12 protein-coding genes are annotated in these 12862 nt (G+C 63.1%); 3 read left to right on the plus strand and 9 right to left on the minus strand.

Features of this window, described 5'->3' with window-relative positions; all coding sequences use genetic code 11:
* Positions 1-402: 402 nt before the first annotated feature.
* Positions 403-1635: an MFS transporter gene (locus CGS25_RS14895; RefSeq protein WP_232802430.1), complete on the plus strand. Its 1233-nt coding sequence runs from the start codon at positions 403-405 to the stop codon at positions 1633-1635.
* Between the two features lie 501 nt (positions 1636-2136).
* Positions 2137-3228, plus strand: a complete 1092-nt coding sequence (locus CGS25_RS14900) for a lipid A deacylase LpxR family protein (RefSeq protein ID WP_408608732.1) — start codon at positions 2137-2139, stop codon at positions 3226-3228.
* Between the two features lie 54 nt (positions 3229-3282).
* Here the strand turns inward: CGS25_RS14900 and CGS25_RS14905 are convergent, their stop codons facing one another.
* From CGS25_RS14905 to CGS25_RS19070, 9 genes are all read right to left on the minus strand, one after another.
* Positions 3283-3687: a sirohydrochlorin chelatase gene (locus tag CGS25_RS14905; RefSeq protein ID WP_255406620.1), complete on the minus strand. Its 405-nt coding sequence runs from the start codon at positions 3685-3687 to the stop codon at positions 3283-3285.
* A 9-nt stretch (positions 3688-3696) separates the two neighbouring features.
* Complete coding sequence (locus CGS25_RS14910; RefSeq protein WP_089034255.1) at positions 3697-3912, minus strand: DUF3820 family protein; 216 nt, start codon at positions 3910-3912, stop codon at positions 3697-3699.
* Positions 3913-3945: 33 nt separating this feature from the next.
* On the minus strand, positions 3946-4587 hold the full coding sequence (locus CGS25_RS14915; RefSeq protein ID WP_089034254.1) for a cation transporter: 642 nt from the start codon (positions 4585-4587) through the stop codon (positions 3946-3948).
* Between the two features lies 1 nt (position 4588).
* Complete coding sequence (locus tag CGS25_RS14920) at positions 4589-5512, minus strand: cation diffusion facilitator family transporter (RefSeq protein WP_089034253.1); 924 nt, start codon at positions 5510-5512, stop codon at positions 4589-4591.
* A 185-nt stretch (positions 5513-5697) separates the two neighbouring features.
* Positions 5698-6045 carry a DUF3147 family protein gene (locus CGS25_RS14925; RefSeq protein WP_089034252.1) on the minus strand — a complete coding sequence of 116 codons (348 nt, stop codon included), beginning with the start codon at positions 6043-6045 and terminating at the stop codon, positions 5698-5700.
* A 60-nt stretch (positions 6046-6105) separates the two neighbouring features.
* A complete protein-coding gene (locus CGS25_RS14930) occupies positions 6106-9243 on the minus strand; it encodes an efflux RND transporter permease subunit (RefSeq protein ID WP_089034251.1) in 3138 nt (1045 codons plus the stop codon).
* A gap of 24 nt (positions 9244-9267) precedes the next feature.
* Entirely contained in the window at positions 9268-10491 is a 1224-nt protein-coding gene (locus CGS25_RS14935; RefSeq protein WP_089034250.1) for an efflux RND transporter periplasmic adaptor subunit, read from the minus strand.
* Positions 10488-11768: a TolC family protein gene (locus CGS25_RS14940; protein ID WP_089034249.1), complete on the minus strand. Its 1281-nt coding sequence runs from the start codon at positions 11766-11768 to the stop codon at positions 10488-10490. Before CGS25_RS14940 ends, CGS25_RS14935 begins: the two co-directional genes overlap by 4 nt.
* Positions 11769-11826: 58 nt before the next feature.
* The gene (locus CGS25_RS19070; protein ID WP_089034248.1) at positions 11827-12171 is read right to left on the minus strand and encodes a hypothetical protein; all 345 of its coding nucleotides are present in this window, start codon (positions 12169-12171) and stop codon (positions 11827-11829) included.
* A 202-nt stretch (positions 12172-12373) separates the two neighbouring features.
* On the opposite strand from CGS25_RS19070, the gene CGS25_RS14945 reads away from it, so the two are divergent.
* Positions 12374-12790 (plus strand): MerR family transcriptional regulator, encoded by a 417-nt coding sequence (locus CGS25_RS14945; RefSeq protein ID WP_089034247.1) that lies wholly within the window; start codon positions 12374-12376, stop codon positions 12788-12790.
* Positions 12791-12862 lie beyond the last annotated feature (72 nt).

Below are 12862 nucleotides of genomic sequence, written 5' to 3' on the forward strand. Positions count from 1 at the left end.
CGGCATCGACGGCGGTCAGTACCGGTTCTGATCGGTACGTTGGCATTTTTTTCGTCGGACGTCTGGCGTCGGACGTCTGACGCAAAAGATCAAAACCGTCGCTGGGCGGCATACCGTTGGGCGGCATACCGCCGTGCCAGCAACGGGCCTTCGCCAACCCGCCTGTTCCCTGCAACCTGTTCCCTGCCTCGCCTTGCTACAGCGCCGCTGTGGGAGCGATCCCCGACCGCGAACCGAGCCTGAAAGGCAAGGCCAGCCTGGCAAAACCGATTCGCTCAAGGGCCGGCCCCACACCAGAAGCAAATCCGGCGGCGGCCTGCCGCCCCCTTACTCAGATCCCTGTTACCGCACCGTCTGACGCCGTATCCTTGGCACGCCAATTTCTCTGCCACGAGACCCGCCGTGCCCCCTGCCACAGACACCCCCGCGCCCTTTATCGAACGGGGCCAACCCGGTTACCGCGCCACCATGCTGGCGCTGTTCCTGGGTGCGTTCGCCACCTTCGCGCTGCTCTATTGCGTGCAACCGATGATGCCGATTTTTTCCGCCGCGTTCGGGCTCAACGCGGCCAGCGGTTCGCTGGTGTTGTCGGTGACCACCGCGATGCTGGCATTGGGGCTGTTGATCACCGGGCCGCTGTCCGACGCCTTCGGCCGCAAGGGCATCATGTCGGTGGCGCTGCTGGCCGCCGCCGTCTTTATGTTGTTAGCCGCGTGCATGCCCACCTGGGGTGGCGTTCTGGTGATGCGGGCCCTGTGCGGTTTGGCGCTGTCCGGCCTGTGCGCGGTGGGCATGACCTACCTGAGCGAAGAAGTGGCGCCACGCTTCGTCGGCGTCTCCATGGGTCTGTACATTGGCGGCAGTGCCATCGGCGGCATGGCCGGGCGGCTGATCAGCGGCGTCATGGTGGACTGGCTGCATTGGCGCCTGACGCTGGCGGTAATGGGTGCCATCGCGTTAGTGGCGGCGTTGCTGTTCATTCGCTGGCTGCCGCCGTCACGGCACTTTCAGCCGCGAGGCCTGAACGCCGCAAACCTGCTGCAGGGCTTCACCGTGCACTTTCGCGATCGCGGCCTGCCGTGGCTGTTTCTGGCGGGCTTTCTGCTGATGGGCAGCTTTGTGACGCTGTTCAACTACATTGCCTACCGCCTGCTGGCCGCGCCTTACCATTTCAGCCAGAGCGCCGTGGGCCTGCTCTCGGTGGTTTATCTGTCCGGCATTTACAGTTCCGCCTGGGCCGGCGCCCTGGCCGACCGGCTCGGCCGCCCTCGGGTGTTCTGGTGGTTCGTGGCGATGATGCTGGTCGGTCTGCTGATCACACTGGCGACTTCCTTGTGGCTGATCCTGTCCGGCCTGCTGATTTTCACCTTCGGTTTTTTCGCGGCGCATTCGGTGGCCAGCAGTTGGGTCGGGCGGCGGGCTGAGCATGCGCGTGGCCAGGCGTCGTCGCTGTATCTGTTTTTCTACTACCTGGGCTCCAGCCTGGCCGGCACCCTCGGCGGCACCTTCTGGCATCACGGCGGCTGGCCGGCGGTCACCGCTTTTATCGCCGCCTTGCTGGCCGTGGCACTGCTGGCCGCGCTGCGATTGCAGCGGCTCGACGAGCTCAACCAGGCGCCCGGCGATCAAATATAAAAAACTGGAAAAAATCAGAAAGAAAGTGAAATCCCCAAGCACTTAACACCTCTGTTCCATGCCACAAGCTTTTACATCCCGACCACGCTTTGCTGGGGCTTAATGGCTCTATGCGGGTCGGATCGGCGTGGCGGAAACCGGCATTGACGCCAAAGCAGCGACGCTGAATTTCGTCGCCTTCGGCGGACAACCCCTGCGGGCCGGGTGCAGAAACAGGCAAGAACTTTCCAGTTCCCCCATACCGTTGTCCGGCTGTTGCGTCCTACTCTTGCCCGCCTTCAACGGCAATCGCCGCCACCTTCTTCAGCTGCGCGGCGCGCTTGGAAACAGGGAACCTGAACCATGAGTGATTCCGACACACACCCTCAACGCGGCCCGACTTTTGTGGCCTGCCGTCCCTGGCGGCCACCCTCCGGGCCGCCGCTCACGCGGCATCAAAAATTTCTCCCGGAAATTTTTTGGTGGGTCGCGGGCCTGACCATCGCACTCGCTGTTTTACCCATCACCGCGCCGGCCGATAGCACCGGGCAAACCGCCAATGGCGCCGATCCGCGGCTGGCCTCTCTGGATGGGTTCCGAGCCAGCGCAGAACACACCCCGCGCCGCCCCCGCCCGCAACCGGCGCGCGAGCCACGACGGGACAGCTGGTCGGTGGCGTTCGACAACGACATGCTGGTGCCGGGCAGCCGTGATCAGGATTACACCTACGGCTTGAGCGCTTCCTACACCGGCGCCGGTGCCCGCGACTTCTGGTTTTCCCTGGACACGCCGCTGCGCTGGCTGGATCGCCTCGCCGGCCTCGCGGCGCGCTCCAACGACGGCGTGGAAAGCCACACCGTCGAGGCCGGCCTGTTCGGCTTTACCCCGGAAGACGTGGAAGCCACCGCCACCCACTATGACGACCGCCCCTACGCCAGCCTGATTTATCTGTCGCAGTCTCGGGTGCAAGTAGACCGCGTCAACCGCGTCGCCTGGCACTCCTCTTTGACGGTGGGCGCGCTGGGCCTGGACCTGGTGGGCGATGCGCAGAACGCGGTGCACAAGGTCACCGGCAGCCACCACGCGGAAGGCTGGGACGATCAGATCAGCGACGGCGGCGAACCCACCGCCCGCTACGCGATCGCTCGGCAGAAGTACCTGGATGTGTCATCGGACAACTTGGAAGTGAAGAGCACCCTGCAAGGCTCACTGGGTTACCTCACGGAGGCGAGTTGGAGCCTGAGTTTTCGCGGCGGCCGGCTGCGCAGCCCCTGGTGGCAATCCAACCCGGAGCTGGTCAGTTACGGTCAAGGCGCCTCACAGAACAATCGCCCCACCGGCACCAACGAGCACTACCTCTGGGGCGGCGCCGCGATCGTGGCCCGGGGCTACAACGCCTTTCTGCAGGGCCAGTTCCGCGACAGCGAAGTCCGCTACCAGTTCGATGAACTCAACCACCTGGTGCTGGAAGCCTGGGTCGGCTACACCTTCGAATTCCAGAACGGTTATCGGCTCAGCTATGTGCTGCGCGGGCACACTTCGGAAGTGCGTGACGGTGCCGGCGACCGCAATCTGCTGTGGGGCGGCATCATCGTCGCCAAGACCTTCGACTGAGCCCAACGCTCACAAAAAACTGAAAACTGAAAACTGAAAACTGAAAACACGATTCTATGAATCGCGCTGCGCCTCGATATGCCGCCCCACCAGCCCCGCCAGCCCTTCGGCGGTACCGAAGTAATCGAGCAGCCGGATGTCCAGGTGCGGATGGCGCTGACGCGCCTCTTGCACCTGGGCGGGAATGTCCCGGGCCACGTGTTTGCCACTGTTGAAGAACAACGGATAGACCCGCACCCGGGCCACCGGCTGGTGCTCGATCTGCTGCAAGGCCTCCATCAACGACGGCCGCGCCAGCTCCAGAAAGCACGGCAGCACCGCCACGTAATCCTCGCCAGCTTCCGCGACGCGCTCCACCAGCAGGCGGAACTCGTCGTTGGCCGTTTCACTGCGGCTGCCGTGAGCCATGATGATTAACGCTTCGCTCATGCACTCACTCCTGTTGGTGGCCTGATTCAAGCCGGCCGGCTAGCCGCGAAACGGCGCCACCAGATCGGTCAGGCTCTCGACCCGAATAATCATCGCCAGCGCCATCAGACGGCCCAGCTCGCCGGCGGGGAAGCCGCGGTCAGCGAACCACAGCAGGTAGGGTTCGGGCAGGTCGATCAGCGGCCGGCCCTGGTATTTGCCGAACGGCATGGTGCGCTGGCAGACGGCGATCAGATCTTCGTTTTGGAAACTCATGGCGATGTCGTTGGGTCAGGGATGCAAGGCAGACTAACGCGTCGAGGCACGGCAGTCACGATCCGATGCGTCCCCGGCCCGCTGCTCCGCATTGGCCTGGCGCAGGATCGACACCGCGCTATGGCAGAACAACCCGGCGATCGCCATCGCCACCAGCACGTCCGGCCAGTGACTGCCGGTCGCCAGCACCAGCAGCCCGGCGACGATCACCGCCAGGTTGGCGAGCACATCATTGCGCGTGCACAGCCAGGCGGACCGAATATTGGCGTCGCCCTGGCGGTAGCGCACCAGCAGCATCAAACTGATGAGATTGGCCGACAATGCCAGTGCGCCGATGCCGGACATCATCCCCCCCGGGGGCGCGGCCCCGGTTACCAGGCTCACCAGGCTGTCCGCCAGCACCAGCAACCCCAGCAGCAGCAGCGAGAAGCCCTTGATACGGGCGGCGCGAAACCGCCAGGTGAGCGATTGGCCCAGCGCCCACAGGGTGAGGCCGTAGGTAGCGGCGTCGCCCAGGAAATCCAGGGCGTCGGCGCGCAGTGCCCGCGATCCCGAGAACAGGCCCACCGCCGCCTCGATGGCGAACATGACCAGGTTGATCGCCAGCACCGCGATCAGCGCGCTTCGATAGGCGGCGGGCGCCTGCTCATTCAATTCCGGTTCGCAACATGCCATGTCAGTCTCCATCCGGTTCGTGTAGCACACAAACGTGGGGGCTATCGCCACGCTCTACCTGCAAAGTGCTGTGGGCGATGCTGAAATGATCGTGCAGACCCTCCGCCACCTGGTCCAAGTAGGCGTCACCGGGGAAACCGTCCGGCATCACCAGATGGACGGTCAGCGCGCTCTCCGTGGTGCTCATGCCCCAGATGTGCAGATCGTGGATCTCGGTGACGCCGGGCTGGTCACGCAACCAGGTATCCACCTCGGGAAGGTTGATGCTCGCGGGCACTGCATTCAACACCAGTTTCAAGGATTCGCGCAGCAGGCCCCAGGTGCCGATCACGATGACCAGGGTGATCAGCAGGCTGGTCACCGGATCGAGCCAGTTCCACCCGGTATAAAGTATCGCCAGACCGGCCAGCACCACGCCTACAGAAACGGCCGCGTCGGCGGCCAGGTGCAGGAAAGCGCCACGAATATTCAAGTCACTCTTGCTGCCCTTGGCGAATAACCAGGCCGACGCCACGTTGATCAGGACACCGATGCCCGCCACCACCATCACGGTTACCGATGCCACCTCCGGCGGATCGGCCAGCCGCCGGATGGAGTCCCAGCCAATCGCGCCGCAGGCGATCATCAGGAACATGGCGTTGGCCAGCGCCGCCAGAATCGAACTGCCGCGCAGCCCGAAGGTAAAGCGACTGTCCGGTGCCTTGCGCGCCAGCAGGGCGCCGCCCCAGGCCAGCACCAGACCCAGCACGTCGGACAGATTGTGGCCGGCGTCGGCCATCAACGCCGAGGATTGGGCGATGAACCCGTAGACGAATTCCACCATCGTGAATCCCAGGTTCAGGGTGATGGCAATCACGAAGGCGCGGCCGAAATCCTTCGGCGCGCCGTGCGAGTGACCATGATCATGGTGGTGATGGGTGTGCACTGGGCGACTCCTTCGATCCGTTTCGGCACATTTCAATACCTGTAGCCACTACAGGGTCAAGTCCGATCAGGAAGAGGACTTCGGACTGGTCCTCGACCGGCCCCGGCGACGCACAGGCATGGCCAGTAATTCATCGTCAATATTGGTGGTATGCGTTCTGTCCTCCCTCTGAATTCGCCAAATCTTTACAGTAAATCAATACCAAAACGCTTCATGGTTACCACCAGTACCAGGAAACACACCAGCGTTAACAGCGCACTGCAGGACAGGGCCGGCCAAAAGCCCCAGCGCGCCATCATGACGGGAAACAGCAGAAACATGGGCAGCGTTGGCAGCACGTACCAGAAGGTGTACCACGCGTGGTCCACAATCCTGGCCGAGGGCGCGCCTTCCACATGCAACCAGATCAGCGTTAATACCGTGACCAACGGCAAGGCCGCAACCAAGGCCCCTAACCTTCCGCTGTGGCGGGCGATTTCCGAGACCACGACTACCAGCAAGGCGGTAATCAAATACTTAACGAATAAAGGCATAGCAACTCCTACCCATCTCATACTGACAGGGCGCCGCAAACAGTGGCGCCCTGTTTCGAGTTAAGGTCTAGGTGAAACCGCTTCAACCGTTTTACGGCCAAACCGACTGTACAGTGCCGGCAATACCACCAGGGTAAGCAGAGTAGCGGTGACAATCCCTCCAACCACAACGGTGGCCAGAGGACGCTGCACTTCCGAGCCGATGCCGGTGTTAAAGGCCATCGGCACGAAACCCAACCCCGCCACCAATGCGGTCATCAGCACTGGCCTCAGGCGGCGCAGCGCGCCTTCACGCACCGCGTCCCGTAGCGGCATACCTTGTGCCATCAGATCTTTGATGTGAGAGAGCATCACCACACCGTTGAGCACGGCGATGCCGGACAGGGCAATGAATCCCACCCCGGCGGAGATCGACAGGGAGATGTCGCGTGCCCACAGGGCCAGCACGCCCCCGGTTAGCGATAGGGGGATGGCGGTAAAAATAATCAGCGCATCGCGGGCACTGCCGAACGCCCCATACAACAACGCGAAGATTAGCAATAGCGAGAGCGGCACCACGATGGCCAAACGCCGGGAGGCGGACTGCAACTGCTCAAAGGTACCGCCGTAGTCCACCCAGTAACCGGTGGGCAGATCGATCTCCTCGCGAACCGCCGTCCGCACATCCTCGACAAATGAGCCCAGGTCCCGGCCCCGCACGTTGGCGGAGACAATGGCGTTACGCTTGCCGTTCTCCCGATCGATTTGGTTCGGCCCCGGCGTCAACGCCACCTCCGCTACTTCCTCCAGCGGCACATAGCCGGGGTCGTGGCCACCGGGCACCGCTATCGGAAGCCGCTTCAAGGTGTCCAGATCCGCCACGTTCTCCGCCGGCAAACGCAGACGCAACGGGAAGCGGCTGTCACCCTGGTATACGGTACCCAAGGTCTCGCCGCCCACCGCGACACGCACCGTCCGCTGTACGGTGGAGGCATTCAGACCGTAGCGGCCCAATGCTTCCCGGTCCGGTGTAACAGTGAGCACCGGCAAGCCTGAGAGCGGCTGCAGACGGGCGTCGGCGGCGCCGGGCACCCTGTTGATCACCGATACCGCCTGCTCACCCAGCGCTTCCAGTTGATCCAGATCATCGCCGTAAAAGCGCACCGCCAAATCCGCGCGCACCCCGGCGATCAGCTCATTGAAACGCATCTGAATCGGCTGGGTAAACTCGTACTTGTTGCCCGGCAGCGTTTCCGCCGCCTCGGCCATGGCGGCGACCAAATCCGCCTTGGACCGATCCGGGTCCGGCCATTGGTCGCGGGGCTTCAGAATCACAAAGGTGTCCGCCACATTGGGCGGCATCGGGTCGGTGGCCACCTCGGCGGTGCCTAGCTTGGCGAACACCTTGTCCACCTCGTCGAATTCCAGGAAACGGCGATCCACTTGTTCCTGCATCTCCAGCGCCTGGCTCAGGCTGGTACCGGGAATGCGCAGCGCGTGGACCGCCACATCGCCCTCATCCAGTTGCGGAATGAACTCGGTGCCCAGCCGGGTAGCCAAGACTCCGCTGGTAACAACCAACACTCCCGCCACTAGCAATACCGGCACGGCGGCGCGCAGAGCGACATCCAGAACCGGCTGGTAAAGGCGGCGCGCCACCCGCATCACCGGATTGTCCTGATGGCCCACTCGACCGCGCACGAACAGGGCGACGGCAGCGGGCACAAAGGTCACCGATAGAATCAGCGCCCCGGTGAGCGCCGCCACCACCGTGAAGGCCATGGGGTGGAACATCTTCCCTTCCACGCCGGTTAGGGCAAAGATCGGCAGGTACACCACCATGATGATGAACACCCCAAAAGCGCTGGGCTTGAACACTTCCCGAGTGGCACGGGTGACGGTGTCCAAACGCTCTTTCAAAGTGAGCAAACGCCCATGGTGCTTCTGGGCCGCCGCCAGACCGGTCAGACAGTTCTCCACCACGATCACCGCGCCGTCGACGATCAACCCGAAGTCGATGGCGCCAAGGCTCATCAGATTGCCGCTGACCCGGTTGGCCGCCATTCCGGTGAGCGCGAACAACATGCTCAATGGAATGACCGCGGCGGTGATCAGGGCGGCGCGGAAGTTGCCCAGCAGGGCGAACAACACCACGATCACCAGCAGCGCGCCTTCGAACAGATTCTTTTCCACCGTGGCGATGGTTTTTTCCACCAGGGAGGTGCGGTTATACATGGGTTCGGCCCGCACGCCATCGGGCAGGGACCGGTTAACCTCCTGAAGGCGCTTCGCCACTGATTGAGCCACTTCCCGGCTGTTTTCGCCGATCAGCATGAAGGTGGTACCGAGCACTACTTCCTCACCGTTGCGGGTGGCCGCGCCGGTGCGCTGCTCTTTACCGAAGCGGACTTCCGCCACGTCCGCCACACGTATTACGGTATCACCGCGCCGCGCCACGACGATTTCAGCGATCTCATCCAGGCTGGCCACCTGGCCCGGGGAACGCACCAGCCACTGCTCGCCGTTGCGTTCCAGATAACCGGCACCGAGGTTTAAATTGTTGTCGCGCAAGGCCGCTGACAGATCTCCCAGACTCAGTTCATGGGCGATCAACCTCGACGGGTCCGGCGCCACTTCATACTGGCGCTGGAAGCCGCCAATGGTGTTCACCTCGGTGACGCCATCCACCAGCATTAACTGCGGCCGCACCACCCAGTCCTGCAGGGTACGCAGGTCCTCCGAGTCGTAGGGCTCGCCCTGCTCGTTGCGGGCGTCCGGGTCGGCCTCCACGGTGTACATGAAAATCTCACCCAGCCCGGTGGCAATGGGACCGAGCTCCGGCTCCATGCCTTCGGGTAATTGCCCGCGCACGCTTTGCAGTTTTTCCGCCACCCGCTGGCGGGCGAAGTACAGGTCGGTGCCCTCCTCAAACACTACCGTGACCTGGGACAAGCCGTATCGGGACACCGAGCGCGTGTAGTCGAGATTAGGCAGCCCGGCCATCGCCGTTTCCACCGGGTAGGTGATACGTTGTTCCGATTCCAGTGGCGAGTAGCCTGGCGCACTGGTATTAATTTGCACCTGGACATTAGTGATGTCGGGTACCGCATCGATGGGTAATTGCACGGCGCTACGTATGCCCACCAACACCAGCAACGCGGTCAACGCCATCACCAACCAGCGCCGGCGAACCACCAGGCCCACGAAAGCATCGATCATGAGATCTCCTTAGTGCTTAAGCACCTAGTGGTCGTGAGTGGCGCCGTCTTTAAGGACGTCGGCCTTGATTAGGAAACTGTTCTCAGTCACGTATTCAGTGCCTGGCTCCAAACCACCGATGACTTCCACATAATCCGCGCTACTCATGCCTTGCTTGACCATCCGCACTTCATACTTTTCACCGAAGCGGGCAAAAACCACTGGCATGCCACGGAAACTCTGAATCGCTTCCCGGCGTACCGCCAAAGGCACCGTCTTCTTTTCAATCACCACCTGGGCGCCGATCAACATGCCAGGACGCAGATCGGCGGGCGGATCGTCGACCACCACCCGCGCCCGGGTGACCTGGCTGTCCTGGTCAGCTCGGGGGTACAGGTAATCCACTTCGCCCAACACAGTACCGTCGTCCGCTCGGCGCACAGCCTGCCCTGGGGACACCACGGCCAGATCACGACGGAACAGGTGCAGCTCCAGCCAAAGGGTGGAGAAATCGCCGATCTCAACAATCGGTTCGCCGTTGGTGGCCGCTCCGGCATTCAGAAAGCGCTCGGTAATCACGCCATCCGCCGGTGCGGTCACCGTCTGCAGGGTGAGGCTCTCCCGGGCTTCCACCCGCACCAGCGGCTGGCCTTTTTTTACCCGGTCACCCACCGAGACCAGCACCCGTTCAACCGTGCCCGGATAGCGGGCGGTGACCCGGTACAGTTTGTCGGGATCTGCTTCGACCCGGCCGGTGACCTGGCGCGTGCGCTCCAGGGTTCGCTCACTGGCGATTTCGGTACCGAGACCGGAGGCTTTCGCCAGACGTTCGGGGATACGGGTACGACCTTCGTGGTTTTCGAAACGCCACTGGTGCGCCTCGCCAGCCAGGCTGGCGTCCACCGTGACATCAAAGGAATGAGGTTCGGTCACCGGCTGTTGGCCCAGCAAATAATCACGCTCCGGCTCAAAGGTGATCCGGTCCCGCTGTCCGCCCAAACGATCCAGCCTGATGGTCAGATCGACTTGATCCGGGCCCAGGGGTTTTCCGTTCCGATAGGCGTAGACCCGATATTCAGGCGGAACGCCATCTTCAAATATCGTCAACTCCAGAGCGAAATCATTTTTCTCCAGCAGGCGTCCCCCGTGGGGCCCCTCACGCTCTTGGCTTTCAGCAGGATCGCCACCGCCCGCGCCTGCAGCCCAAGCGCCGGTGGTAACAGCACAGAGAAGGCCGGCGTACAACACATTCACGATAAATCGGTTCATTGGGAATCTCCTTGCGCACGCGCTTCGGCGGCCAGGGAAGTGCCGGTCAGGCGCTCCAGTTCGTTGCGTTGCTGGTGGAAGTCCACGGCCAGGTCGGTGACATGGCGCTCCAGGGCCAATCTGGAGCGGGCGGCGTCGATCAAATCAAGGACGCTGTAGCGCCCGCGACGATAGCCGGCCTGGACTTCTTCGTAGAGGCGACGGGCCTCCGGCAGGGATTGTTCGCGAATGGCGACGATTTCATCGCGGCGTTGCTGCAACGCCAGGTACAAGCCTTCCACCAGTGCCAGCAACTCAATGCGCGCCGCGTCTCGACGGGCCTGGAGCGCATCCACCTCGGCCCTTCGCCGGGCCTGGTTGCCACGATTGGGATTACTCAGATTGAGCGGCATGGAGAAACCCAGCACCGCCGCTTGGTCACCACTGGCTTCATCATGGCGGGCGCCAACGGAAAAGCGCACGTCACGACTGCCGTTGGCCTCCGCCAGGCGGATCTGGGATTCGGCCAAACGAGCGCGGGAGGCGAACTCGCGCAGCCGAGGCGCCTGGTCAAGACGCTCGCGCCATTGGTCCAACTCCGGCAGTTCCGGTAACGGCAACAGATCTTCGGCGGCGCGCAGATCCTGCTCGCCGGTGACCCCCCATAGGGCGGCGAGCCGCTGGCTCGCCGAGCGACGCTCCATGCGGGCACGTTGGACGTCTCGTTCCGCTGCCTGCCGGGCCAGCACCAGCCGGCGCCGCTCCGATGAAGGCGCGGCACCGACGGCGGCCCGTTGCCGGGCGGCCTGTTCGGCGTCCCCGGCCAGACCAAGGGTCCGCTCGGCCAGCGCCACGCGACGCTCGGCCGCGGCCAGTGCCAGATAGCGCCGGTTGGCCTCGCCGAGCAAATCCAGACGTGCCAGATCGTAATCCAAACGGCTCAGCTCGCCGGCGCGGCGGGCGGTGTCAAGCCGGGCGTCCCGCTGCCCGCCCAGCTCCACCACTTGGCTCAGCGCCAGGGTGACTTCCGCGCCGTCGGTGCCGGACCATTGACCGGAGCCGGCCACGTTCTCGATCTCCAGGGACAGTTCGGTACTGGGGCGGATGCCCGCCTGAACAGCAGCGGCATCCGCAGCTCGGAAACGATAGGGGTATTCGTCCAGGCCCGGATTTTGCTCCAGCACACGAGCCACCACGGTATTTAAATCGACAGTTTCAGCTCCGGCGACCAGAGGCCAGACCAGGACCAAACCGACGAATACGACAGCAAAGCCGCCGCGTCGGGTACGGTAATGCATGATGATTTCTCCGAATACGAAGGACACCGGCGGCAGGCGCCGGAGGCACAAGGAGTGGCTAGAAAGTCATCGTATTCGGAGGGGGTACAGGCGGTTCGCGACCGGACAATACCGCGCCGGCGTGCAGGCTGAGAGGCCAGACGGCGCTGTTGGCGAAAGAAACGATAAAGCCCGGGGCGCTCAAGGGCGCGGAGTTTGCGTGGGTGTGGCAATCATGATGCCCGCCGTCGCAGTCGTCGTGGTGCAACGGCGAGGCGAAAGAATTGCTGTCCGGGTGGTCCAAGGCATGCAGCACAGAGCCCGGCCCGTCATGGCTGGCATGGGTTGCGGATTCCCCCGCTACCACCAAGCCGTTGACGGCCAGAAAAAAAACCAGAATCGCTGTGATCCAACGCTTAGACATGCACCATTACCTTGAGCGGAGTCGAAACTGTACGGCACCCCCCGCGCGCCGTCAAGACGGAAACTGGCGCGGCTCATCCGCTGAAGCACCGCCATCGGGCGTTCAATCGACTGAAGAGCACACCGCAGGCGGGGGGGGTTCCACAGCAACGAAAACAGCCGTTAAATAGCTGTAGCAACCACAGGTTCAAAGAGGTGAGGTGATGTATTCCATCGGCGAGTTGTCGCGGGCCACCGGCTGCAAGGTGGAGACCATCCGCTACTACGAAAAGATCGGGCTGATGCCAGAGCCGGCGCGCAGCGTCGGCAATCAACGCCGCTACGCGGAGCACCATCGGGAGCGCTTGCACTTTATCCGCCACTCCCGGGAACTGGGCTTCACCATCGGTGACATTCGCGAGTTGCTGGAGCTGTCCGACCAGTCCCAGCGCGAGTGCAGCGCGGTGGATGCCCTGGCCCGCCGCCACCGCGACGCGGTGCAGGAGCGGATTCGATCACTGGGCGCTCTGCGTGACGAACTGGATCGCATGATCGCCGGCTGCCAAGGTGGCGACGTGGCGCACTGTCGGGTCATTCAGGTGCTCGGCGATCACGGCCTGTGTCGCCAGGAGCATGCTTGAGGGAAACTTCAGTGTTCAGTGTTCAGTGTTCAGTGTTCAGTGTTCAGTGTTCAGTGTTCAGTAATTCGGTGG

Origin of the sequence: Alloalcanivorax mobilis (genome assembly GCF_002864685.1) — a bacterium.
GTDB lineage: Bacteria > Pseudomonadota > Gammaproteobacteria > Pseudomonadales > Alcanivoracaceae > Alloalcanivorax > Alloalcanivorax mobilis.

Bases quoted from the DNA above. Each gene is read 5' to 3' on its own strand.
- CGS25_RS14910 (WP_089034255.1), bottom strand. From the start codon at position 3,912: ATGAGTTTCCAAAACGAAGATCTGATCGCCGTCTGCCAGCGCACCATG.
- CGS25_RS14915 (WP_089034254.1), bottom strand. From the start codon at position 4,587: ATGGCATGTTGCGAACCGGAATTGAATGAGCAGGCGCCCGCCGCCTAT.
- CGS25_RS14925 (WP_089034252.1), bottom strand. From the start codon at position 6,045: ATGCCTTTATTCGTTAAGTATTTGATTACCGCCTTGCTGGTAGTCGTG.
- CGS25_RS14930 (WP_089034251.1), bottom strand. From the start codon at position 9,243: ATGATCGATGCTTTCGTGGGCCTGGTGGTTCGCCGGCGCTGGTTGGTG.
- CGS25_RS14935 (WP_089034250.1), bottom strand. From the start codon at position 10,491: ATGAACCGATTTATCGTGAATGTGTTGTACGCCGGCCTTCTCTGTGCT.
- CGS25_RS14940 (WP_089034249.1), bottom strand. From the start codon at position 11,768: ATGCATTACCGTACCCGACGCGGCGGCTTTGCTGTCGTATTCGTCGGT.
- CGS25_RS19070 (WP_089034248.1), bottom strand. From the start codon at position 12,171: ATGTCTAAGCGTTGGATCACAGCGATTCTGGTTTTTTTTCTGGCCGTC.
- CGS25_RS14945 (WP_089034247.1), top strand. From the start codon at position 12,374: ATGTATTCCATCGGCGAGTTGTCGCGGGCCACCGGCTGCAAGGTGGAG.